The following is a 22,682-nucleotide window of genomic DNA, read 5'->3' on the forward strand; positions in this document are numbered from 1 at the left end:
TTAATTAAATTCCAGTTCTATTGTTGCCAATTGCTTTAACTGGTGCAACAAAGCATCGGCTGGCGTTACCCACCATTGTGTCCCTAGCTGTAACATCACCTCGCCTTCCTGGCGCTGATAGCGGAGTTTAACCGGCACCGTACCTGCTTTAAATTCACCCAGTACCTGCTGCAATCTTTGCAGGTAATTGTGGTCTATTTGTGCCGATTGTACAGTGATATTCAACGATCTCAGAGATTTTTCCCTTACCTGAGTAATCTCGCTGACATCGCGGCCGGTCATTGTAAGGCCACCGTTAAAATCATCAAAGCTGACCTGTCCCGTTATTACCAGGATCCGGTCTTTTTGTAGCTGTTGTTCGAAGTTTTCCAGTAAATCCGGGAAAAATCGTACATCAAGCCGCGCAGACTTATCATCCAGTGTGACAATAGCCCAGCGCCGGCCTTTTTTATTAATCATCACCCGCACTGATACCACCAGGCCGGCAACAGTGGTACTTTGATCTTTCTTCGTTGGCTGCAGTTCCACTAACCGGCAATTAATATAACGCGGAATTTCTTCCAGATAACGGTTTATCGGGTGGCCGGTTAAATATAAGCCTAAAGTTTCACGCTCGCCTTCCAACCAGACTTCATCTGCCCAGGGCTCTACCTGTTTAAATGCTGCCGCAGCGTGCTCTGGTTCAGGGCTTAACAAACCGAATAAATCATCCTGCCCTACAGCCTGCGCTTTAGCGTGCTGCTCGGCAGCTTTCATGGCTTCTTCCAGCGTGGCCGACAGCGCAGCGCGGTGCGGGCCTAAACGGTCCATAGCGCCGGATAAAATCAGTTTCTCTATCACGCGCCGGTTTAGCTTTTTTAAATCGACTTTGGCGCAAAAATCAAATAAGTCGCTAAAGCTACCGTGTTTATTCCGCGCTTCAAGAATAGCTTCTATCGGTCCTTCGCCTACACCTTTAATAGCACCAATACCGTAAACAATATGTCCTTGCTCATTAACAGTAAACTTATACACCCCGGCGTTAACATCGGGCGGAATAAGCTTCAGCTTCATGCGCTCGCATTCATCCACCAGCGTCACAATTTTGTCGGTGTTGTCCATATCGGCCGACATTACCGCAGCCATAAACTCGGCCGGATAATGCGCCTTCATCCATAGCGTTTGGTATGACACCAGTGCATAGGCGGCTGAGTGTGATTTATTAAAGCCATAGCCGGCAAATTTTTCTACCAGATCGAAAATCTTAATCGCCAGGTCCGGGTCAATGCCATTTTTTGCCGCGCCTTCCTGGAAAGTATCGCGTTGTTTGGCCATCTCTTCGGGCTTTTTCTTACCCATAGCCCGGCGTAATAAGTCGGCACCGCCAAGCGAGTATCCCGACAGCACCTGGGCTATCTGCATTACCTGTTCCTGATAGAGGATAATGCCGTATGTCGGCTCAAGAATTGGTTTTAATGAATCATGCTGCCAGGTCGCATCCGGATAAGAGATAGCTTCACGGCCACGCTTACGGTCGATAAAGTTATCTACCATGCCCGACTGCAACGGCCCGGGCCGGAACAATGCTACCAGAGCTATCATATCTTCAAAGCAGTCTGGTTGCAGGCGGCGGATCAAGTCTTTCATGCCGCGCGATTCGAGCTGGAATACTGCCGTGGTATCGGCTTTTTGCAGTAAGTCGAAGCTTCTTTTGTCTACCAGCGGAATGCTGTTGATATCGATGCTGTCGCGGCCTTCTTTTTTCAGCCGCGTGTTGGCCATATTCACTGCCCACTGCAAAATGGTCAGGGTGCGCAGGCCTAAGAAGTCGAATTTTACCAAACCGGCATATTCAACGTCGTTTTTATCAAACTGGGTAACCGGGTTGTTACCTTCATCGTCGCAGTACAGCGGGGAGAAATCGGTAATTTTGGTTGGTGCTATTACCACACCGCCAGCGTGTTTACCGGCGTTACGGGTTACACCTTCAAGCTGGCGCGCCATATCAATCAGATCTTTTACTTCCTGATCCTGAGCGTACAGCTCTGGCAGACGCGGCTCTTCTTTAAACGCCTGTTCCAGCGTCATGCCAGGCGTGGGCGGAATAAGCTTGGATATGCGGTCAACAAAGCCGTACGGGTGGCCCAGCACCCGGCCAACGTCGCGTATTACTGCTTTGGCTGCCATGGTACCGAAGGTAATAATTTGCGATACCGCTTCACGGCCATACATATCGGCTACGTGGTCGATAACTTCGTCGCGCCTGTCCATGCAGAAATCGACGTCAAAATCTGGCATCGAGACCCGCTCGGGATTTAAAAAACGCTCGAACAGCAGATCAAATTCCAGCGGATCTAAATCAGTAATTTTAAGCGCATAAGCCACTAATGAACCAGCACCAGAGCCCCGCCCCGGTCCTACCGGAATATCATTATCTTTACTCCACTGGATAAACTCCATTACCACCAGGAAGTAACCGGGAAAACCCATCTGGTTAATAACGTCCAGCTCTATTTGCAACCGCTCATCATACTCGACACGTTTTTGTGCCCGCTCACTGGTATCGGGAAACAGTTGCAGTAAACGCTCTTCCAGGCCTTCGCGCGATTTCATTACCAGAAAATCAGCATCTGTCATGCCCCCGGTAGGGAACGCCGGCAGAAAATATTCCCCCAGCCGGATAGTGACATTACAACGTTTGGCTATCTCAACGGAGTTTTGCAGTGCTTCTGGCAAATCGGCAAACAGCTGTTGCATTTCCTGTTCAGATTTAAGGTATTGCTGTTCAGAATACAATTTAGGCCGGCGCTTGTCGTCCAGCGTAAAGCCATCGTGAATAGCAACCCGGATCTCGTGGGCCGGAAAGTCTTCCGGTTGTAAAAACACCACTTCATTGGTAGCAACCAGCGGTAAATCGTGTTGCTCAGCCAGGGTTACTGCTTTTTGAATATACAGCTCTTCATCCGGCCGCCCGGTACGGGTGATTTCCAGATAAAAGCGCTGCGGAAAATATTGCTGATAAAACTGCAGTAACTGGGTCAGGCTTTGGCCGTTTTCTTTTAACAGCGCTTTACCAACCAGGCCATCTTTAGCGCCGGATAAAATAATCACGCCTTGGGCAAATTCGCCCAGCCAGTCATGTTCTATTTGCGGTTTGCCATCAACATGGCCACGCAGGTAGGCTTTGGAAATAAGCTGGCTAAGGTTCTGATAACCGGTATTATCTGCCGCCAGCAGTAGCATACGGCTGCTCTCGCCACCAAATAAAGGATGCTGAACCCAGCAATCAACGCCGATGATAGGTTTAATACCGGCTTCATGGGCTGTACTGTAAAACCGCACCAGGCCGCAAAAATTCATTTGATCAGTTAATGCCAGCGCAGGCATTGCCAGTTTTTGTGCCGCTTTAACGATAGGCTTAACTTTGGCGACACCGTCGATCATTGAAAAATCGCTGTGCACGCGCAGATGGATAAAAGCAGGAGAACTCATACCCCCTGTTGCTCCAGCATCTGCCGCACCGGCTTAAAGCTGCGACGGTGCTCACTTAACACACCATGCACGCCTATTGCGGCCAGATGAGCTGCTGTGGGATAGCCTTTGTGGGCAGCAAAGCCATAATCCGGGTAAGCCTGATGTAAAGCATGCATTTCGGTATCACGTGCCACTTTGGCCAAAATAGAAGCTGCACTGATTTCCGGCACCAGCAAATCGCCTTTAACGATAGCCGTAGCGGGCAAGCCAAAATCTGTGGTGCGGTTGCCATCTACCAGCACCCATTCTGGTTTAATACTCAGCGCAGCCACCGCACGGCGCATTGCCAGCATAGTAGCGTGCAGAATATTCAGCTGATCAATTTCAGCAGGCTCTGCCCGGCCAAGCGCCCAGCACAGAGCATTTTGCTTGATGAGCTCAGCCAGTTCCCTGCGACGCTTTTCAGACAATTTTTTTGAATCAGTAAGCCCGGCAATGGGTTTATTCGGGTCTAGGATAACTGCTGCCGTTACCACAGCGCCAATTAGCGGGCCGCGGCCAACTTCATCCACACCGCAAATCAGCTGTACGTCAGGTCGTTGGTACAACATTATTTGCTTACCTGTAAAATTGCTTCTGCCGCTTTGGTACTGGCATTACATTTAATGCTTTGATGAATAACCCGGTACTGCTGCAATAAGGTAGCCCGCTCTGAACTTAGCAAAGGTACCATCGCATTTACCAGAGCTTGCGGCGTCACCTGATGCTGCAATAATTCCGTAACCATGCCATGCCCAGCCAGCAAATTTGGCAAACTAAAATGCGCCAGTTTTACCAGCCGTTTGCCAATTTGATAAGTAAGCCAGTTAGCCCGGTACGACACCACCATCAGGCACTTGGCTAACATGGCTTCAAGTGTGGCGGTACCTGAGGTAATAAAAGTTGCATCAGACGCTAACAATACCTGACGAGCCTGGCCGGTAAATTCGGTGATTTCCAGCTCTGGCGCTATCTGCTGTTTAATCGCATTAAACTGTGCGGCCTTTGCCGACGTCACCATATTGGTAACGAACTGTATATCGGGGAACTGTTGTTGTAGCAGTACTGCGGCCTGCAGAAAATCACCCGCCAGCAGTTTAATTTCGTTGGTACGGCTGCCAGGCATAATCGCCAGTACCAGCTTATCCGGCTGTAGGCCCAATTCGGCTTTTGCTGCGGCCTTATCCACGTCCAACGGCATCGTATCGGCCATAGTGTGGCCAACAAAAGTACAGGGCACCTGATATTTATCGTAAAAAGCTTTTTCAAATGGCAGCAGCGATAACACCATATTGGTGGCGGCAGCAATTTTAAAAATTCGTTTATGCCGCCAGGCCCAAACCGACGGGCTAACGTAATGCACAGTTTTAATACCAGCCTGTTTCAGCTTTAGCTCTACCGGCAAATTAAAATCCGGCGCATCGATACCAACAAACACATCGGGTTTATCAGCCAGCAAAGCAGTAAGAATTTCGCGTTTAACCTGCAGTAAACGTGGTAAACGTCCGAGCACCTCAACAATGCCCATTACCGCCAGTTCTTCCATATCAAACAGGGCGTTAAAACCCAGCGCCTGCATACGCGGCCCGCCAATGCCGTAAAACACCGCATTCGGGTGCATAGCTTTAAGTGCAACGATCAGATCAGCACCTAAAATATCGCCGGAGTGTTCTCCGGCGATAATGGCTATTTTTAATGCTCTGTCAGCAATCGCCATCAGCGCACTATGCCTCTGCTGGCGTTAGCGATAAAGTCGGTAAAGAGTTTCAACTCCGGCACTTCTGCGGCTTTATCCTGCAGTGCTGCCAGAGCCTCTGCTACTGTCTGGCCTTTGCGGTACACTTCTTTGTATGCCCGGCGTATTTCCAGCAATGCTTCGCTGCTGTAGCCACGCCGCTTTAAACCTTCAGTATTAATACCGCCAGGCACGCAAGGTGCGCCATGCACCATTAGGTATGGCGGTACATCTTTTAATACAATCGAGCCACCGCCGCAGAAACTGTGCGCACCAATGTGCACAAACTGATGCACGCCGGTCATACCGCCTAAAATAGCCCAGTCGCCTACATGCACATGGCCGGCGGCCTGAGCACCGCTGGCAAAAATAGTATGGTTACCAATGACGCAGTCGTGGGCAATATGCGTGGTATTCATAAACAGGTTATGGTTACCAATAATGGTTTTCCCCTGGTCCTGCACCGTACCGCGGTGTACAGAGCAACCTTCGCGAAATACGTTATAATCGCCAACAATCAGCTCTGTGGCTTCACCTTTATATTTTTTGTCCTGACAAGCTTCACCAATACTGGCAAACTGAAAAAAGTGATTACCTTTACCAATAGTACTGGTGCCTTTAATCGCCACATGCGATTCGAGTACACAGTCATCTCCCAGCACAACGTTATGGCCAACATAACAAAACGGGCCCACTTTAACGTTATTACCAAGCTTAGCGCTGGCTTCAATTACAGCAGTTGGATGGATCACGTTATAACTCTCTTCTGGCACACATCAGCTCAGCCGAGCAGACAATCTGGCCTTCAACTTTAGCTTCGCCGTAAAACTTCCACATGTTGCGGCGTTCTTTTAAAAACTTTACTTCCAGTATCATGGTATCACCCGGCAGTACCGGCTTTTTAAAACGCGCGTCGTCAATTGCAGCAAACAGATAAAGTTCATTCTCTGAGCGCTCGGTAACGGTTTTAAAACCCAGAATACCGGTGGCCTGAGCCAGCGCCTCGAGGATCAACACACCAGGAAAAATAGGCATTCCCGGAAAATGCCCGGTAAAAATAGGTTCATTAATAGTGACGTTTTTAAGCGCCGTCAGGCTTTCGCCCGGCGTAAAATCCAGTACACGATCAATAAGTAAAAACGGGTAACGATGTGGCAGTAATGCCATAATTTCCTGAATTTGCAGGCAATTAAGTTGGTTAGCCAAAGCTATTCCTCTGTCTAGTGGTCAGCATCCTGTGCTTTTTGCACATTCGCAAGCTGGTGTTCCAGTTGCTTTACCCGCTGATAAAGTTGATCTATTTGCCGCAGCTTGACGGTGTTTTTCCGCCATTCAGCATTCGTTGTTGCCGGAATACCTGAAGTATATACGCCTTTCTCAATGATAGGCTTCATTACCATTGCCATACCGGAAATATGGGCACCGTCACATATCTCAATATGCCCGTTAAGCACTGCCGCCCCACCAATAATGCAATAGCGGCCAATTTTGGTGCTACCGGCAACTACGGTACAACCGGCGATTGCCGTATGATCGCCAATGCGGACATTGTGTGCAATCTGGCACTGGTTATCTATAATTACGTTGTTGCCGATAACGGTATCTTCAATCGCACCGCGGTCGATAGTGGTATTTGCGCCTATTTCACAATCGTCGCCAATGGTAACCGTACCAGTTTGCGGTATCTTAACCCAATTACCACGTTCGTTAGCAAAACCAAAACCATCTGCGCCAATTACAGCACCACTATGCACTATACAACGTTTGCCGATATTGACCCGATGATAAACAGTAACGTTAGCCCAAAGCCGGCTACCTTCACCAATAACTGCTTGTTCACCGATAAAACAGCCTGCACCAATTTGTGCACCATTACCAACAACAGCTCCGGCGGTAATAATGGCATTAGCACCAACAGATACCCCGGCCCCTAAAGTCACACTGGCATCGATTACTGCTGTCGGGTGAACACCCTTTGCAGCGGCGGGTGTTGAATCCAGTAATTGGGCAACACGGGCAAAAGCAACATAAGGGTCTTTTACTACCAGAGCATTTACGCCTGGTGCAAGAAAAGGAGCATCATCTGCAGTGATAAGCACAGCAGAGGCAGACGTTTCGGTTAAGAATTTGCGGTATTTGCTGTTAGACAGGAAGCTAATCTGGCCGCTGCCAGCATTTTCCAGCGTTGCAATTGAAACGATGCTGCAAGCAGCATCGCCAATTAGCTGAGCATCTACCTGCTCAGCCAGTTCAGTTAAGGTATAACCTGCCATTATTTTGCTTTACTTGCCTGAGCAATAACAGCTTCAGAGATGTCGTATTCTGGCTTGGCATACACTGCTGCGCCGGAATTCAGCACCATATCAAACTTTTCGCGCTCTGCTACCACATCTATAGCCGCTTTAATCAGCGCCAGTACTTTATTGCGCTCTTCAGCCTGACGGTTGCGGATTTCTTCATCCAGTGGGCGGGCTAATTGCTCGTACTGTTGACGCTGGCTGGTTAACGCAGTTTTCAACTCGTCTTGCTGCTTTTCGCTCATGGTTGGACCATCGCGGCGCAGCTTTTCAATATTGAAGTTAATGTCTTTTTCCAGCTTCCCTACCGTTTCAATACGCTGGGAAAACTCATTTTTAATCGTTTCCTGCATAGCAGCTGACTGAGGAATTTGTGCAGCTACAGCCTGTACATCAACAAAAGCAATTTTCATTTCTTTTGCTGCAACATTACCTGCCAGTACCAAACCAGCAAGCAGTAACACGGCAGATTTTACAATTTTACGGTTAAACATCTTATATTCCCTATTATTCTAATCTAGAAAGTTGTACCAATATTGAAACTAAAGTTTTCTTGTAAGTCACCATCATATTTCTTGATGATTTTTGCCAAACTGAACGTTAACGGTCCCATTGGCGAAATCCACTGTAAAGATACACCAGCTGTCGCCCGAATCAAACTGGCATCTGAGTAATCTATCAGTTCTGGTTGTTCTTGGCTGGTAACTAACCTTGTCAAACCAACATAGCGATTAATATCAAACTCCGTATCCCAGACATTACCGGCATCAACAAATATACTGGTACGCACTGAATTACGATAGTCATCACTTAAAAACGGCGTCGGGGTAATCAGTTCCAACGTCGCTACTGCCATAGCGTTACCACCAATGGAGCGCTGTGACACCTGATAACGGTCACTCTCTGGGCCGCTTGGGAACCCACCTGAGCCAGCATTAGGGTCTGGTAATCCCGGTACACTTTGGGCGTAACGGAAGATAGCGTGCGGACCTATGATACGGCTTTCGAAACCGCGCATATTATCACCGCCAGCATAGAAATTCTCAGTAAAGGGTAAGGTATAGTCATAACCGTTTTTCGAGCCATAACCATTGCCATAGCCTGTTTCCAGCTTGCTGAGGAATGACCAGGCATGATCGTTACTCAGCGGAATATAATTACGCGCTTCGAACATCACTTTGTAGTACGTCAGATCTGAATTAGGCGTGGTCACCCTTAGCGTTGCGCCCAAATAGTGGCCCGCTGTAGGGAATAAACCGCGGTTAAGCGTACTTCTTACCCAACCGGCCGATAACTCATAGTTGGTAAACTGGTAACCACCATCCGGATTCTGCGCATCTAACAATACACCGCGGAAATGGCGCAGCTGATCATACTCATTAATAGAGTTAATCTTGTTTACCACATAGTTAGCGCCAAAGTTTAACCGGTTATACTCGTTTAACGGGTAACCGATATTAGCGCCAAACCCATAACGCTGCTGGTTATACGCTTCAAGGTTAGACGAGGCACTGCTGTAATCGGTATCAGAGTAAAACACCTGCCCACCCAGGCTAACACCATCCAGTGTGAAATAAGGGTTGGTATAGGTTGTGCTAATTGATTTCTGGTATTTATTGGTGCTTAAGCTGATACCGGCACTGTTACCACTGCCGAAGAAGTTTTCTTGCTGCACGCCAATCTGAAATGACATGCCCATATAGTTGCCATAAGAGATACCGGCATTAAAGCTACCTGATGGCTGCTCTTTAATGGTAAAACCTACATCAACCTGATCATCAATACCCGCTACCGGTGCAGTAGCAAACTCAACAGATTCGATGTATGGCAAACGCTGAATGCGTTGTTTGGACAGTTCCAGTGAGTCATTGGATAGCCAGGCTCCTTCCATCTGCCGCAGTTCACGGCGTAATACTTCATCTTTGGTATTACTGTTGCCTGACATATTAATACGGCGCACATAAACACGCTTGCCAGGGTCGACACTAATAGTTAATTCAACTTCTTTGGTGTCTTCATTGATATCCGGAATAGTGCGGACTTTTGAATTAGCATAACCAAAACGCGCCAGTAGTTTGGCAATACTCTCTTCGGTGTAAGTGACCAGTGCACCGTTATACAACTGGCCATCTTTTAACGGCAGGATCTGACGGATAAATTCATCCTGACCAATTAAATCGCCGACAAACTTCACACCACTGATAGTATATTTTTCACCTTCGGTGATATTCAGTGTCACGTAAACAGATTCTTTATCCGGGCTAACGGAAACCTGCGAAGAGTCAATGTTAAAGCGCAGATAACCGCGGTCAAGATAGTAGCTGTTAATCTTTTCTATATCGCCTTGCAGAGTTTGTTTCTGGTAACGATCTGAAGACAAAAAGCGCCACCAGGGTAAATCCTGCTTCGATTCGATATTGCTCAGTAATTCTTCATCAGAGAACAGTTTATTACCCACCACGTTGATCTGGCGGACAGAGGCCGGGTCACCTTCATCAAACTTAATCTTCAGATTGACCCGGTTACGTGGCAAATAAGTCACTTCAATTTCAACGCTGGCCTGATATTTACCTACACCGTGATAAAACTCAGTAAGACCATTCTCGATATTTTTCAGAATAGTTTTATCCAGCGGCTCACCAACTTCAATACGGTTACCTGCAAGGCTCTCATTCAGTTGGTCTTCTTTGATGTCTTTATTGCCATCAAACTCTATCGCGTTAATGGTTGGGCGTTCGCGCAAACGATAAATTACCGTATTACCATCACGCAGCACCTGAATATCATCGAAATGTCCTGCGCTGTAAAGCGTGCGGATACTGCGTGACAAATTATACTCTGTCACGGTATCACCAACGTTAAAAGGCAGATTATTCAACGCAGCGCCCAGCGCAACGCGCTGCAAACCTTCTACCTGAATATCCTGAACCGTAAATGATTCTTCAGCGAGCACCGAGTTGCTTGCCGAAGCAAGAAACATCGCAGCTACTAATCGTTTAATTGTCATTATTTGAACTACTTATGATTAGTTATTTACAAACGAGAAATATCGTTGAGCAGCGCAATTCCCATCAACATTAGCAGGATCAGCGCTCCGAACCGGAAACCTGTTTCCTGCGTCTTTTCAGAGACAGGTTTGCCTCGTATTAGTTCCACCAGCATATACATTAAGTGCCCACCATCCAGCACCGGCAATGGCAGCAAATTGATAACGCCTAAGTTAACACTTATCAGGGCTAAAAACGATAGAAATGCTACCAAACCAAGGCTTGCAGTTGTACCAGCACCTTGTGCAATTGAGATAGGGCCGCTTAAATGCTTCACAGAAACATCGCCTGTCAGCAGCTTGCCAATCATCGATACACTCAGGCGGATAAATTGCCAGGTATGGGCCGCACCGGCACCAAAAGCATCAATTACTCCATACTGGCGGGTGTAAAGCACACCTTCTGGCCAGTCACTGACTTTAGGTGTAATGCCGAGCACACCTTGGGAAAAACCATCAGCAGTAACCAGCAGTGTTGGCGTAACATTAATACTCAGCACTGTACCGCTGCGCTCTACTTCAACAGACAGCTGTTGCTCTGCCGCATTGCTGATTAACGCTTGTAACTGCGTCCACTGCGTAATGTCAGTATCATCAATACGTATAATTTTATCATTTACCTGAAGCCCGGCGCGCTCTGCTGCTGAGTCTGGCGCTACCTGTGCAATTTCTGTCAGGGCCTGGGGCCGGGCTAAATTAAGCCCAAGGCTGTCAAATACGCTTTGTTTTTCCGGGTCAAACTGCCAGTCAGTTGTATTCAGTGTGACAGAGCGCTGCTGCTGCGTAACAACATCCTGCAACCCAAGCGTGATACTACTGCTGCCAATCTGCTCTACCAACAGCAAATTCACGCTGCTGGCATCGGTGGCATTATGCTGATTTACTGAAACAATTTGTTGTTGTGGCGTAATGCCAGCCTGAGCTGCAATAGACTGCGGCGCAACACTGGCTACCACCGGGCGCATCGTTTGCACGCCAAGCATATACATCAGCCAAAGAGCAAATACGGCGAAGATAAAGTTGGCGGCGGGGCCGGCGGCAATAATGGCCATGCGCTGCCAGACAGTTTTATGGTTAAACGCCAAATCTTTAAACTGCGGTAGCACTGGGTCAACCCGTTCATCCAGCATCCGCACATAGCCACCCAGCGGAATAGCCGCAATAACAAATTCTGTGCCTTGCTTATCACGCCAGCTTAGCAATGCTTTACCAAATCCTATGGAGAAACGCTTAACCAGCACACCATTTTTTCGCGCGACCCAAAAATGGCCAAACTCATGCACAGTAATTAATACACCCAGCGCGACGATAAACGACAGTAAATTCCAGATCGCACCCGACATTAAGTTAGTTTCCTCAGTAGTGTCTGCGCATAATGGCGCGCTTCATTGTCCAGCGCCAATATATCATCCAGCGTACTGACACGAAAGTCAGCAAAATGTTCAAGGCCTTGCTCATTAACCCGGGCTATATCGGTAAAACGAATTTTCTGCGCTAAAAAAGCCGCTACAGCCAGCTCGTTTGTCGCATTAAGTGCTGTAGTTGCACCCTGACCAAAGCCACAGGCCGCCATAGCCAGATACAAATTCGGGTAGCGCGCTTTATCAGGTTCGGTAAAAGTAAAATCGCGCATTTGCTTAAAACTAAGTGGTGCCACCGGGCTGGCGATACGCTTTGGAAACGCCAGTGCATGGGCAATGGGTGTGCGCATATCCGGCTGGCCTAATTGTGCCAGCACAGAGCCATCTGTGTATTGCACCATCGAATGAATAATACTTTGCGGATGAATAACCACGTCGATATCTGCCGCCTGGCAATTAAATAACCAGCGCGCTTCAATAAACTCCAAGCCTTTGTTCATCATGGTAGCACTGTCAACGGAGATCTTGTGCCCCATACTCCAGTTGGGATGCGCCACAGCCTGTGCCGGCGTAATACTGTCAAACTCAGTTAAGGGTGTGGTCAGAAAAGGGCCACCACTGCCGGTTAGTAATAACTTACTGATACCAAAATCAGCGATTTGCTGATCATGGGTATGTTGCTGTAACGGCGCCGGTAAGCATTGGAATATCGCGTTATGTTCGCTGTCTATCGGCAATAAAGTCGCGCCATGGCGCTTTACTTTGCTGATAAACAACTCGCCGCTCATCACCAGAGCTTCTTTATTGGCAAGTAGTACCGTTTTACCCTGCTCTACTGCGGCCAGTGTTGGCAACAGCCCGGCAGAGCCCACAATAGCCGCCATCACGATATCGGCATCCGGGTGTGCCGCTAACTGGCATAAAGCGTCAATACCATCCAGCACCTCAGTGCAGCTGCCTGCCAGTTTTAATTCTGTTGCCAGCTCACTGGCAGCGTTACTGTCGAGCATAGCGGCATAGCGCGGCTTTACTGCCAGACATTGCTCTAACAACTTATCGGTTTGCGTTGCAGCTGTCAGCGCCAGCACCTGATAATCCTCTGGATGAGCCGCTAGCACAGACAAGGTGCTGATACCGATAGAGCCGGTGGAACCCAGGATCACCACATTACGCATTAATAAAAACCGCCATAAATGGCAACAATAATGGCAAATAACGGTGCTGTTGCGGTTAAGCTGTCAATACGATCTAAAATACCACCGTGGCCGGGCAAAAAGGCACCGCTGTCTTTCTTACCGGCAACACGCTTAAACATACTTTCGGTTAAATCACCAAATACGGATAAAATCGTCAGTAATAACGCAGCGATATACCATATGCCAACCTGGGGCGGCCAGTCCTGTAAATAAGCTACCACGGTAACTACTATGGCCACTAACGCCAGACCGCCCAGCATGCCTTCAATGGTTTTACCCGGGCTGACTTTAGGCAGCAACTTATGCTTACCAAAAGGTTTGCCAACGATATAGCCGCCAATATCTGCAGCCCATACCAGCAATAACAAACAACAGATCAGCCAAGCGCCGGTAAAGGTTGAGGCGGCATAATCGGTAGAGCGGATAAACATTACTGCAGCCCAGGCCGGGATCAGTGTCAGCCAGCCCATTAATGCCTTGCCCCAGTCACTTTTTGCCCATAACTTTTGGCTGCGCGGATAGCTAAGCACTAATATAATCGCCAGCAACCACCAGGCATTACCCGCTAACAGTAAACTGGTTAACAGTACATTTGTTTCCACCGGCCAACTGACTTGTACCGGCAATTGCCAATACAACAGCGCCAGAATCATTGCTGTTAAGCCCACGTACACCCAACGCATTGCCTTGGATGGCAAACCACAAAAGCCGCTCCACTCCCAGGCACCCAGTAAAAATGCCGCAGAAATAAACAGCGCAAAACCAGCCAGCGGTAAATAAAATACCGCCATTAACGCCAGTGGCGCCAGAATTAGCGCAGTAATAACCCGTTGTTTAAACAATCTCGCTATCCTTTACCCAACATCGCAAGCTGCCGGATCTGCTCTCCGGTACAGCCAAAACGACGCTCTCGGTTGACGAAGGCGGCTATCGCTTCTGAGAAAACCTGCTGATCAAAATCTGGCCAGAGCGTTTCAGTAAACCAGAATTCAGCGTAAGCGGCCTGCCACAATAAAAAATTGCTGATGCGTAAATCACCACCAGTGCGAATAAGTAAATCCAGCTCTGGCTGTTCGTGCATCTGCACCTGCTGAGCAAATGTCTGCTCGTTAATCTGATCCACAGCAAGTGTACCTTGCTGTACTTGTGTTGCCAGCGCCCGGGCGGCATTTACCATATCCCAGCGCCCGCCATAGTTGGCGGCGATATTCAGTGTTAAAGCCGTGTTTGCTGCCGTTAACTGTTCAGCTTTATCAATGCTGGCTCTTAGCTTGTCACTAAAAGCAGATAAATCCCCTACTATCTTCAGCCTGACATTATGCTTGTGCAAGGTCTTTACCTCGCTTTGCAGCACCATTAAAAACAGCTGCATCAGCGTTGATACTTCATCTTCCGGCCGGCGCCAGTTTTCACTGCTAAAAGCGAACAAGGTTAACGATTTGATACCCAGCTCGCGACAAAAACTCACACTGCGCCGTACCGCTTCCACGCCTTTTTTATGTCCCCACACCCGTGGCTTGCCCTGGCGCTGTGCCCAGCGGCCATTGCCATCCATAATGATTGCCACATGCTGCGGTAAGCTTTGCGGTTTGAGCTGCGACTCTGCAGTCATACGGTGCGACCTGTCCTTAAATTTTATGATAACCAGTCTGCTGCTGATTTACTGAATTAAGTTACAACGAAAATACGCCAAATAGAAAAAAGCGCCGTAATGCCCAAGCGTCACGACGCTGATACGTTAACAGAAGTTGTAATTAAACTTCCATTAATTCCTTTTCTTTGTCGGCCAGTACTTCGTCAATTTTCTTGACGAAAAGATCAGTAATTTTCTGAATTTCCTCAGCTGCACGACGCTCATCATCTTCACTGATTTCTTTATCTTTTTGCAGAGTTTTTAAATCAGCGTTGGCATCACGGCGAATATTACGCACGGCAACACGGCCGTTTTCGGCTTCGCCACGTACCAGTTTAACCAGGCTTTTACGGCGCTCTTCAGTTAAAGCCGGTAACGGCACACGAATAATAGTACCGGCAGACATCGGGTTTAACCCCAAATCTGACGCCATAATGGCTTTTTCTACTGCAGCAGTCATGCTCTTGTCAAACACGGTAATAGCCAGTGTGCGGGCATCATCGATAGAGACGTTGGCTACCTGACGCAGTGGTGTATCGGTGCCATAGTAAGATACGGAAATACCATCTAATAAGCTTGGGTGAGCGCGACCAGTGCGCACTTTGGTTAATTGCACTTTAAGCGCATCAACGCTTTTTTCCATCCGTACTTTGCTGTCTGTAATAATGTCGTTAATCACGATCGGTATCCTTTTTTATTCATGGCGCCTATTCAGCACGCCTTACTCAGCACTCTAGTTTACTGTAAATTTTCGGCGTGGTCGATGACTGTGCCTTCCGGCTCGCCCATAATTACCCGCTTTAATGCGCCTGCAGTGTTCATATTAAACACGCGGATTTGCAGATTATGATCCCGAGCCAGCGTAAAGGCAGCTAAATCCATCACTTTAAGCTCTTTATCCAGCACTTCGTTATAAGTCAGCTGGCTGTACAGCGTGGCAGTAGGGTCTTTTACCGGATCGGCCGAAAATACGCCATCAACTTTGGTGGCTTTTAATACGGCATCAGCTTCAATTTCAATACCGCGTAAACAGGCTGCTGAATCGGTGGTAAAAAACGGGTTACCGGTACCGGCAGAAAAAATTACTACCCGGCCTGATTTTAATAAACTGATGGCCTCAGCCCAGCTGTAATTGTCACAGACACCATTTAACGGAATAGCACTCATCATCCGCGCGTTCACGTAGGCGCGGTGCAACGCATCACGCATCGCCAGGCCATTCATTACCGTCGCCAGCATGCCCATATGGTCACCCACTACGCGGTTCATTCCGGCTTTGGCCAGGCCTTCACCACGGAAAATATTACCACCACCTATTACTATGCCCACCTGCACGCCCAGTTCAACCAGTTCTTTAATTTCCTGCGCCATCCGGTCCAGCACTTTGGGGTCAATACCAAAGCCCTCATCGCCCATCAGGGCTTCGCCACTGAGTTTTAATAAGATCCTGCGGTAAGTTGGTTTTGGATTCGTGCTCATGAGATCCCCATAATGCGTGGTTAATTAGGATTATTGCGGGTAAAAAAAACCGCGGCCAGGTTGTTAGACCTGAAGCCGCGGTTATTCTAGCGGGTTTTGCCAGTTTGCAGAAGAATAAATTACTTCTTGGCCGCCGCGATTTGGGCTGCAACTTCAGCTGCGAAGTCTTCTTCTTTCTTCTCGATACCTTCGCCTACTTCTAAGCGAATGAAAGAAACAGCTTTGGCACTGTTTTGCTTCAGGAAGTCGCCAACAGAAACTGATGGGTCTTTCACGAATGGCTGACCGGTTAAGCTTACTTCACCAGTGAACTTGCTCATACGGCCTGCAACCATCTTCTCAGCGATTTCCTGTGGCTTGCCAGAGTTAACCGCGATGTCGATTTGAATAACACGCTCACGCTCAACAACATCAGCCGGCACGTCGTCTGGTGTTAAGAAGCCTGGGTTGTTAGCAGCAATGTGCATAGCAACATCTTTAGCAATATCTTCGTTACCGCCTTCCAGCACAGCTAATACACCGATACGGCCAGAGTGGACGTAAGAGCCAATCACAGCGCCTTCAACTACCGCAGCACGGCGTACGTTGATGTTTTCACCAATTTTAGCAACCAAAGTTGCACGGGTGTCTTCAACTGAAGTGCCGTTTAAATCAGCAGCTAAAATGGCTTCAGCAGTGAACAGCTTGTTAGCGTGGGCTAAATCAGCAACAGCATTAGCAAACGCCAGGAAGCTGGCATCACGCGCTACGAAGTCAGTTTCACAGTTAAACTCAATAGCTAAACCGTAACCGTTCGCTACGCGGGTTAAAATAGTACCTTCAGCGGCAATACGGCCTGCTTTCTTGGCAGCTTTGGCCAGACCACTTTTACGCATCGCATCGATTGCTGCTTCGATATCGCCTGCAGTTTCTTCCAATGCTTTTTTACAATCCATCATGCCAGCGCCAGTGCGCTCGCGAAGTTCTTTTACTAAAGCGGCAGTTACAGCCATGGGAGCTTCCTCGTAATAATTCGGGTTGGACAAACAGGGGCCGGGGCCCCTGTCGCAATTTTGCACTGTGTTAGCGCAAGCTTAGCCTGCGCTAATGACAGAGAAATTACTCTGCTTCAACAACGAAGGCTTCGGCTTCAGCCTGTACTTCGATGTTTTTGTCACGACCTTCCAGGATAGCCTGACCTACAGCAGCCAGATATAACTGGATAGCGCGGATCGCGTCATCGTTACCTGGTACTACAAAGTCAACGCCTTTTGGATCAGAGTTGGTATCAACGATAGATACAACCGGAATACCCAGGTTGTTAGCTTCTTTGATCGCGATGTGTTCATGGTCAGCGTCGATCACGAACAGCACGTCTGGCAAGCCGCCCATGTCTTTAATACCGCCTAAGCTCTTTTCCAGCTTTTCCATTTCACGGGTACGGTCTAAAGCTTCTTTCTTGGTCAGCTTGTCGAAAGTACCGTCCTGGCTTTGCGCTTCCAGATCTTTTAAACGCTTGATTGACTGACGAACAGTTTTCCAGTTAGTCAGCATGCCACCTAACCAGCGGTGGTTTACATAGAACTGATCAACTTTGCTTGCCGCTTCTTTGATTGCTTCAGAAGCCGCACGCTTAGTACCAACGAACAGGATTTTGCCCTTTTTCGCTGCTACTTGCTGAATGAATGCCAGTGCATCGTTCATCATAGGAACAGTTTGTTCCAGGTTGATGATATGTACTTTGTTACGCGCACCGAAAATGAATGGCTTCATTTTTGGATTCCAGTAACGGGTTTGGTGACCGAAGTGCACGCCCGCCTGGAGCATGTCGCGCATAGAAACTTTTGCCATGATTTATTTTCCTGTATAAGGGGTTAAGCCTCCATGTATCCCATATGCCGACTCTGGTCTGGCTGTTGTTCAGCGCAAAGCAAAGCACCCCGGAATATGTGTCGATACATGTGTGTTTTGTTTAAATTCCGCTTATCAGCCCGCATTTATCTCTATCTAAGAACAAAAGGTTCTGCAATAAAAGACAAAGCGATTTGCTAATTTGCGGCGCGCTTTATACCATAGGCACCTTACAAACACAATCAAATGTGTATTTTTGCAGCAGTACAACGGGCCACACCGCCCCTTGGTACCAAAGAGAGAACAGGCATGACAGCAACCATCAAAACCCCGGCCGAAATTGAAAAAATGCGTGTCGCTGGCCGCCTCGCCGCCGACGTGCTGGAAATGATTGAGCCTTATGTAAAAGCCGGTGTCACTACCGATGAGCTGAACACCATCTGCCACAACTATATCGTTAACGAGCAGCAGGCAATACCGGCGCCGCTGAACTACCACGGTTTTCCCAAATCTATCTGTACCTCAGTCAATCAGGTAATTTGCCACGGTATTCCAGCCGATAAAAAACTTAAAGAAGGCGATATTGTTAATATCGACATCACGGTCATTAAAGATGGCTACCACGGCGATACGTCAAAAATGTTTGTCGTTGGCAAAGCCAGCATTATGGCTGAGCGGCTGATCCGGGTTACGCAGGAATGTATGTACCTTGGCTTAAAGAAAGTAAAAGACGGTGTGCGTTTGGGCGATATCGGCCATGTTATTCAGCAACATGCTGAAAAACACAGTTACTCAGTGGTGCGCGAATACTGCGGCCACGGCATAGGTGCGGTATTTCATGAAGACCCGCAGGTGTTACATTACGGCAAGCCGGGCACCGGTGAAGTATTGAAAAGCGGTATGTGTTTAACCATAGAGCCGATGATTAACGCCGGCGCCCGCCACAGTAAATTATTAGCCGACGGTTGGACAGTAGTCACTAAAGATCGTAGTTTATCAGCCCAGTTTGAACACACTATTTTAGTCACCGATACCGGCTGTGAAATTTTAACGCTGCGCAGTGATGATACGATAGAGCGCATTCTGACCGCCGAATAAGACCCGCTATAAATGGAGTAAGCGACATGACCCAGACCGTAACCTTTAGCAAAGCGCTGCCTGACAGTTACAGTCTGGAGAGCTACAAAAAACATTTCGCTGACTTTCATGACTGGCTTGGCCGCAGTTTTTCACAGCATCCGGTTAATGCGCTGGTAAAAGCGCGCGCCCGCTTTATCGACGATGTACTGGTACAGCTGTGGCATAAAACTGAGCTGCATAAAAGCAAAGACTTAAGCCTGATTGCTGTTGGCGGCTATGGCCGCGGCGAACTGCACCCCAGCTCTGATATCGACTTACTGATCCTGGCTGACGGCCGTTTATCCACCGCGCAACAAGATGCTATCGCTCAGTTTATTACCATGCTGTGGGATTTACGCCTTGAAGTTGGCCACAGTGTACGCACGGTAAAAGAGTCGATAAAACTGGGTAAAGACGACATTACCATTGCCACTAACCTGCTGGAAATGCGCCTGCTTACCGGCAACAAGCTGTTGTTTGAACAGCTACAGTTTGAAGTCAGTAAAGACAGTTTCTGGACCAGCCAGGCATTTTTTCAGGCCAAACGCCACGAGCAGCAACAGCGCCATGCGCAGTATCACGGCACCGCTTACAACCTTGAGCCGAACTTAAAAGCTAACCCGGGCGGCCTGCGCGATATTCAAACTATCGGCTGGGTAGCCAAACGCCATTTTCAAACCCGCACCATGCGCGAACTGGTGGCCTATCAGTACCTGACCGAAGATGAATATCAGGAATTGATGGAGTGTGAAGCCTATTTATGGCAAATGCGCTTTGCGCTGCATATGGAAGCCGGCCGTAACGAAAACCGTATTTTATTTGATTACCAACCCGCAGTGGCTGAACGGCTGGGCTTTGGCGCCGATGGTAAAGCCTCGGTGGAACGGATGATGAAGCGGTTTTTCCGCACCGTGCAACGCGTAAGCGAGCTGAACGAAATGCTGCTGCAGCACTTTGACGGCAGCATTTTAAACCACAAAGAAAAAGTTAAAACCCTGGTGCTGGATGACTACTTCGAGCTGCAGGGCCATTTGATCGTGGCCCGCGACAATGCGGTATTCGCCCGGCGCGATAACCTGCTGCGGCTGTTCTGGCATATTGCCAATAACTCCAACATTACCGGTGTGCATTCCTCTACCATGCGCTTGGTACGCCAGGTACGGCGGCGTTTAATGGGCGATTTACAGGACTATGAAGCCTGCCGCCAGCTGTTTTTAGCTATTATCCGCCACCCACGCGGCATGGACAAAGCCATTACCTTGATGCACCGTTACGGCGTGCTGGCGGCCTATTTGCCGCAATGGCGCAATATTGTTGGCCAAATGCAGTTTGATTTGTTCCACGCCTACACCGTGGATGAGCATACTCACCGCCTGCTGAAAAACCTGTATAAATACACGCTAAGCGAACATGAAAGCGAGTTTCCGCTGTGCAGTGATATCGTCAAAAAAATGGAAAAGCCGGAATTGCTGTATTTAGCCGGTATTTTTCATGATATTGCCAAAGGCCGCGGCGGCGATCATTCTGAGCTTGGTGCCATGGACGTGCGTGAATTTGCCAAGCTGCATAAGCTTAGCGAGTTTGACAGCAAACTGATTGCCTGGCTGGTAGAGCATCATTTACTGATGTCAGTTACCGCGCAACGCCGTGATATTCATGATCCGGCAGTAGTGGCCGAATTTGCCGAAAAAGTACGCGACGAAACCCGGCTGAATTATCTGTACTGCCTGACTCTGGCCGATATCCGCGCCACTAACGATAATTTATGGAATGACTGGAAAGGCTCCTTGCTGCGTGAGTTGTTTTTGGCCACGCAAAAAGCCTTTCGCCGCGGGCTGGAAAAACCGATGGACCTGCGCGATTTAATCCGCGAAAACCAAAGCGAAGCCATGCCGCTGCTACTAAAGCAAACCTTTAGCGAAAGCGAAATTCTGCAGTTATGGAGCCGGATTAAGGCCGATTACTTTGCCCGCTACAGCGCACGGCAAATTGCCTGGCACTGCGAGCATATTTTACGGCATAAAAATCCGGATGAACCACTGGTGCTGATCAGCAAGGCCCCCATCCGCGGCGGTACTCAGGTGTTTATTTACACTAAAGATCAGCCCAAGTTATTCGCCCGTTTAGTGGCAGCACTGGACAGCAAAAAAGTGAATATTTTTGATGCCCAGATCATGACCAATAAAGACGGTTATGCCATGGACACCTTTGTAGTACTGGAGCAAAACGGCGAGCCGGTAAATTCACCGTCACGCCAGCAAAGTATTAAACGGGCGTTAGAGCTGTATATTCTCGACAAACCAGACTTATCGCGGCAAAAAACCAGGTTATCGCGCCAGATGCGCCAGTTTAATGTGCCGCCCAAAGTGGTATTTTTACCCGGTAATACCAGTAAACGCACGATGATTGAATTGGCAGCACTGGACACCCCTGGCTTGCTGGCTAATATTGGTGAAGTTTTTCAGCGCTGCGATGTCAATATTCATGCGGCTAAAATCACCACTATCGGCGAGCGGGCAGAAGACTTTTTTATGATTTCAAATAGCGACGATCAAGCCCTGAGCAGCGAGCAACAAAGCGCGCTGAAACGGGCCCTGATCGAGCAACTATCACAGCAAACAGAAGGCTAACAAAGACAATGTCAGAGTTAAAAAGCATTATCGAACAAGCATTTGAACAACGCGCCGATATTACCCCGGCCAACGTCAGCACTGATTTGAAACACGCCGTTGACAGCGTGATCAGCATGCTGGACAACGGTAGTGCACGGGTGGCAGAAAAAATTGCCGGTGAATGGGTGGTACATCAGTGGCTGAAAAAAGCCGTATTGCTGTCGTTTCGTATCAACGATAACCAGGTAATGGACGGCGCCGAAAACCGCTTTTTTGATAAAGTAGCAATGAAATACGCCAGCTACACTGATGAGCAATTCCGTGCTGATGGTGTACGCGTAGTACCGCCAGCCGCGGTACGCCGCGGCAGCTATGTGGCCAAAAATGTAGTACTGATGCCCTCTTATGTGAATATCGGCGCCTATGTCGGCGAAGGTACTATGGTAGATACCTGGGCGACCGTAGGCAGCTGTGCGCAAATTGGTAAAAACGTGCATTTATCCGGCGGCGTCGGCATTGGTGGCGTGTTAGAGCCGTTGCAGGCTAACCCGACCATTATTGAAGATAACTGCTTTATCGGCGCCCGCTCTGAAGTGGTAGAAGGCGTGATTGTTGAAGAAGGTGCAGTACTGTCAATGGGTGTGTATATCAGCCAGAGCACGCGTATTTATGACAGGGAAACCGGCGAAATCAGCTATGGCCGCGTGCCTGCCGGTGCCGTAGTCGTACCAGGCTCAATTCCGTCGAAAGATGGCAGCCACAGCTTATATGCCGCTATTATTGTGAAAAAAGTCGATGCACAAACCCGCGCCAAAGTAGGTATTAACGCCCTGCTGCGCAGCATAGAATAACTTACAGTTACAAAAGCAAAACGGCAGGTTA

19 protein-coding genes are annotated in these 22,682 nt (G+C 48.4%); 3 read left to right on the plus strand and 16 right to left on the minus strand.

Annotation, left to right across the window (positions count from 1 at the left end; translation table 11 throughout):
- The 16 genes from dnaE to rpsB all read right to left on the minus strand — a co-directional run bounded on the left by dnaE (nt 1) and on the right by rpsB (nt 18,069).
- A complete protein-coding gene (gene dnaE / locus AR688_RS09110) occupies nt 1-3,471 on the minus strand; it encodes a DNA polymerase III subunit alpha (RefSeq protein WP_068232344.1) in 3,471 nt (1,156 codons plus the stop codon).
- Nucleotides 3,468-4,064 carry a ribonuclease HII gene (gene rnhB, locus AR688_RS09115; protein ID WP_068232347.1) on the minus strand — a complete coding sequence of 199 codons (597 nt, stop codon included), beginning with the start codon at nt 4,062-4,064 and terminating at the stop codon, nt 3,468-3,470. The genes dnaE and rnhB overlap by 4 nt, the downstream gene beginning before the upstream one ends.
- Nucleotides 4,064-5,209, minus strand: coding sequence for a lipid-A-disaccharide synthase (gene lpxB / locus AR688_RS09120; protein WP_068232350.1), 1,146 nt, complete (start codon nt 5,207-5,209; stop codon nt 4,064-4,066). Before lpxB ends, rnhB begins: the two co-directional genes overlap by 1 nt.
- Nucleotides 5,209-6,000, minus strand: coding sequence for an acyl-ACP--UDP-N-acetylglucosamine O-acyltransferase (gene lpxA / locus AR688_RS09125; RefSeq protein WP_197412188.1), 792 nt, complete (start codon nt 5,998-6,000; stop codon nt 5,209-5,211). The genes lpxB and lpxA overlap by 1 nt, the downstream gene beginning before the upstream one ends.
- Nucleotides 5,981-6,433, minus strand: coding sequence for a 3-hydroxyacyl-ACP dehydratase FabZ (gene fabZ, locus AR688_RS09130; RefSeq protein WP_068232357.1), 453 nt, complete (start codon nt 6,431-6,433; stop codon nt 5,981-5,983). Before fabZ ends, lpxA begins: the two co-directional genes overlap by 20 nt.
- Nucleotides 6,434-6,447: 14 nt before the next feature.
- Nucleotides 6,448-7,500 carry a UDP-3-O-(3-hydroxymyristoyl)glucosamine N-acyltransferase gene (gene lpxD / locus AR688_RS09135; protein ID WP_068232360.1) on the minus strand — a complete coding sequence of 351 codons (1,053 nt, stop codon included), beginning with the start codon at nt 7,498-7,500 and terminating at the stop codon, nt 6,448-6,450.
- Nucleotides 7,500-8,018 (minus strand): OmpH family outer membrane protein, encoded by a 519-nt coding sequence (locus tag AR688_RS09140; protein ID WP_068232364.1) that lies wholly within the window; start codon nt 8,016-8,018, stop codon nt 7,500-7,502. Before AR688_RS09140 ends, lpxD begins: the two co-directional genes overlap by 1 nt.
- Before the next feature lie 23 nt (nt 8,019-8,041).
- Complete coding sequence (gene bamA / locus AR688_RS09145) at nt 8,042-10,531, minus strand: outer membrane protein assembly factor BamA (protein ID WP_068232366.1); 2,490 nt, start codon at nt 10,529-10,531, stop codon at nt 8,042-8,044.
- Nucleotides 10,532-10,557: 26 nt separating this feature from the next.
- Complete coding sequence (gene rseP / locus AR688_RS09150; RefSeq protein ID WP_068232369.1) at nt 10,558-11,913, minus strand: sigma E protease regulator RseP; 1,356 nt, start codon at nt 11,911-11,913, stop codon at nt 10,558-10,560.
- Nucleotides 11,913-13,106 carry a 1-deoxy-D-xylulose-5-phosphate reductoisomerase gene (gene ispC, locus AR688_RS09155; protein WP_068232372.1) on the minus strand — a complete coding sequence of 398 codons (1,194 nt, stop codon included), beginning with the start codon at nt 13,104-13,106 and terminating at the stop codon, nt 11,913-11,915. Before ispC ends, rseP begins: the two co-directional genes overlap by 1 nt.
- Nucleotides 13,106-13,969, minus strand: a complete 864-nt coding sequence (locus AR688_RS09160; protein WP_068232375.1) for a phosphatidate cytidylyltransferase — start codon at nt 13,967-13,969, stop codon at nt 13,106-13,108. Before AR688_RS09160 ends, ispC begins: the two co-directional genes overlap by 1 nt.
- A 5-nt stretch (nt 13,970-13,974) precedes the next feature.
- Nucleotides 13,975-14,787, minus strand: a complete 813-nt coding sequence (gene uppS, locus AR688_RS09165; RefSeq protein ID WP_442966001.1) for a polyprenyl diphosphate synthase — start codon at nt 14,785-14,787, stop codon at nt 13,975-13,977.
- A gap of 94 nt (nt 14,788-14,881) precedes the next feature.
- Complete coding sequence (gene frr, locus AR688_RS09170) at nt 14,882-15,439, minus strand: ribosome recycling factor (RefSeq protein ID WP_068232381.1); 558 nt, start codon at nt 15,437-15,439, stop codon at nt 14,882-14,884.
- A gap of 59 nt (nt 15,440-15,498) precedes the next feature.
- Nucleotides 15,499-16,239 (minus strand): UMP kinase, encoded by a 741-nt coding sequence (gene pyrH, locus AR688_RS09175; RefSeq protein WP_068232385.1) that lies wholly within the window; start codon nt 16,237-16,239, stop codon nt 15,499-15,501.
- A gap of 119 nt (nt 16,240-16,358) precedes the next feature.
- Complete coding sequence (gene tsf / locus AR688_RS09180; RefSeq protein ID WP_068232388.1) at nt 16,359-17,231, minus strand: translation elongation factor Ts; 873 nt, start codon at nt 17,229-17,231, stop codon at nt 16,359-16,361.
- A gap of 106 nt (nt 17,232-17,337) precedes the next feature.
- Nucleotides 17,338-18,069, minus strand: a complete 732-nt coding sequence (rpsB, locus tag AR688_RS09185; RefSeq protein WP_068232391.1) for a 30S ribosomal protein S2 — start codon at nt 18,067-18,069, stop codon at nt 17,338-17,340.
- Nucleotides 18,070-18,378: 309 nt separating this feature from the next.
- On the opposite strand from rpsB, the gene map reads away from it, so the two are divergent.
- The 3 genes from map to dapD are packed head-to-tail and all read left to right on the plus strand — an operon-like array spanning nt 18,379 to nt 22,651.
- Nucleotides 18,379-19,167 carry a type I methionyl aminopeptidase gene (gene map / locus AR688_RS09190; RefSeq protein ID WP_068232394.1) on the plus strand — a complete coding sequence of 263 codons (789 nt, stop codon included), beginning with the start codon at nt 18,379-18,381 and terminating at the stop codon, nt 19,165-19,167.
- 26 nt (nt 19,168-19,193) lie between these two features.
- Nucleotides 19,194-21,818 (plus strand): bifunctional uridylyltransferase/uridylyl-removing protein GlnD, encoded by a 2,625-nt coding sequence (glnD, locus tag AR688_RS09195; protein WP_068232396.1) that lies wholly within the window; start codon nt 19,194-19,196, stop codon nt 21,816-21,818.
- 8 nt (nt 21,819-21,826) lie between these two features.
- On the plus strand, nt 21,827-22,651 hold the full coding sequence (gene dapD / locus AR688_RS09200) for a 2,3,4,5-tetrahydropyridine-2,6-dicarboxylate N-succinyltransferase (protein ID WP_068232399.1): 825 nt from the start codon (nt 21,827-21,829) through the stop codon (nt 22,649-22,651).
- The last annotated feature ends 31 nt before the right edge of the window (nt 22,652-22,682 follow it).

It is taken from the genome of Rheinheimera sp. EpRS3, assembly GCF_001513785.1.
Lineage (GTDB): Bacteria > Pseudomonadota > Gammaproteobacteria > Enterobacterales > Alteromonadaceae > Alishewanella.

Excerpts from the sequence above, each read along its gene's own strand:
- dnaE (WP_068232344.1), bottom strand. The coding sequence starts at position 3,471 with ATGAGTTCTCCTGCTTTTATCCATCTGCGCGTGCACAGCGATTTTTCA.
- rnhB (WP_068232347.1), bottom strand. The coding sequence starts at position 4,064 with ATGTTGTACCAACGACCTGACGTACAGCTGATTTGCGGTGTGGATGAA.
- lpxB (WP_068232350.1), bottom strand. The coding sequence starts at position 5,209 with ATGGCGATTGCTGACAGAGCATTAAAAATAGCCATTATCGCCGGAGAA.
- lpxD (WP_068232360.1), bottom strand. The coding sequence starts at position 7,500 with ATGGCAGGTTATACCTTAACTGAACTGGCTGAGCAGGTAGATGCTCAG.
- AR688_RS09140 (WP_068232364.1), bottom strand. The coding sequence starts at position 8,018 with ATGTTTAACCGTAAAATTGTAAAATCTGCCGTGTTACTGCTTGCTGGT.
- bamA (WP_068232366.1), bottom strand. The coding sequence starts at position 10,531 with ATGACAATTAAACGATTAGTAGCTGCGATGTTTCTTGCTTCGGCAAGC.
- rseP (WP_068232369.1), bottom strand. The coding sequence starts at position 11,913 with ATGTCGGGTGCGATCTGGAATTTACTGTCGTTTATCGTCGCGCTGGGT.
- ispC (WP_068232372.1), bottom strand. The coding sequence starts at position 13,106 with ATGCGTAATGTGGTGATCCTGGGTTCCACCGGCTCTATCGGTATCAGC.
- pyrH (WP_068232385.1), bottom strand. The coding sequence starts at position 16,239 with ATGAGCACGAATCCAAAACCAACTTACCGCAGGATCTTATTAAAACTC.
- tsf (WP_068232388.1), bottom strand. The coding sequence starts at position 17,231 with ATGGCTGTAACTGCCGCTTTAGTAAAAGAACTTCGCGAGCGCACTGGC.
- rpsB (WP_068232391.1), bottom strand. The coding sequence starts at position 18,069 with ATGGCAAAAGTTTCTATGCGCGACATGCTCCAGGCGGGCGTGCACTTC.
- map (WP_068232394.1), top strand. The coding sequence starts at position 18,379 with ATGACAGCAACCATCAAAACCCCGGCCGAAATTGAAAAAATGCGTGTC.
- glnD (WP_068232396.1), top strand. The coding sequence starts at position 19,194 with ATGACCCAGACCGTAACCTTTAGCAAAGCGCTGCCTGACAGTTACAGT.
- dapD (WP_068232399.1), top strand. The coding sequence starts at position 21,827 with ATGTCAGAGTTAAAAAGCATTATCGAACAAGCATTTGAACAACGCGCC.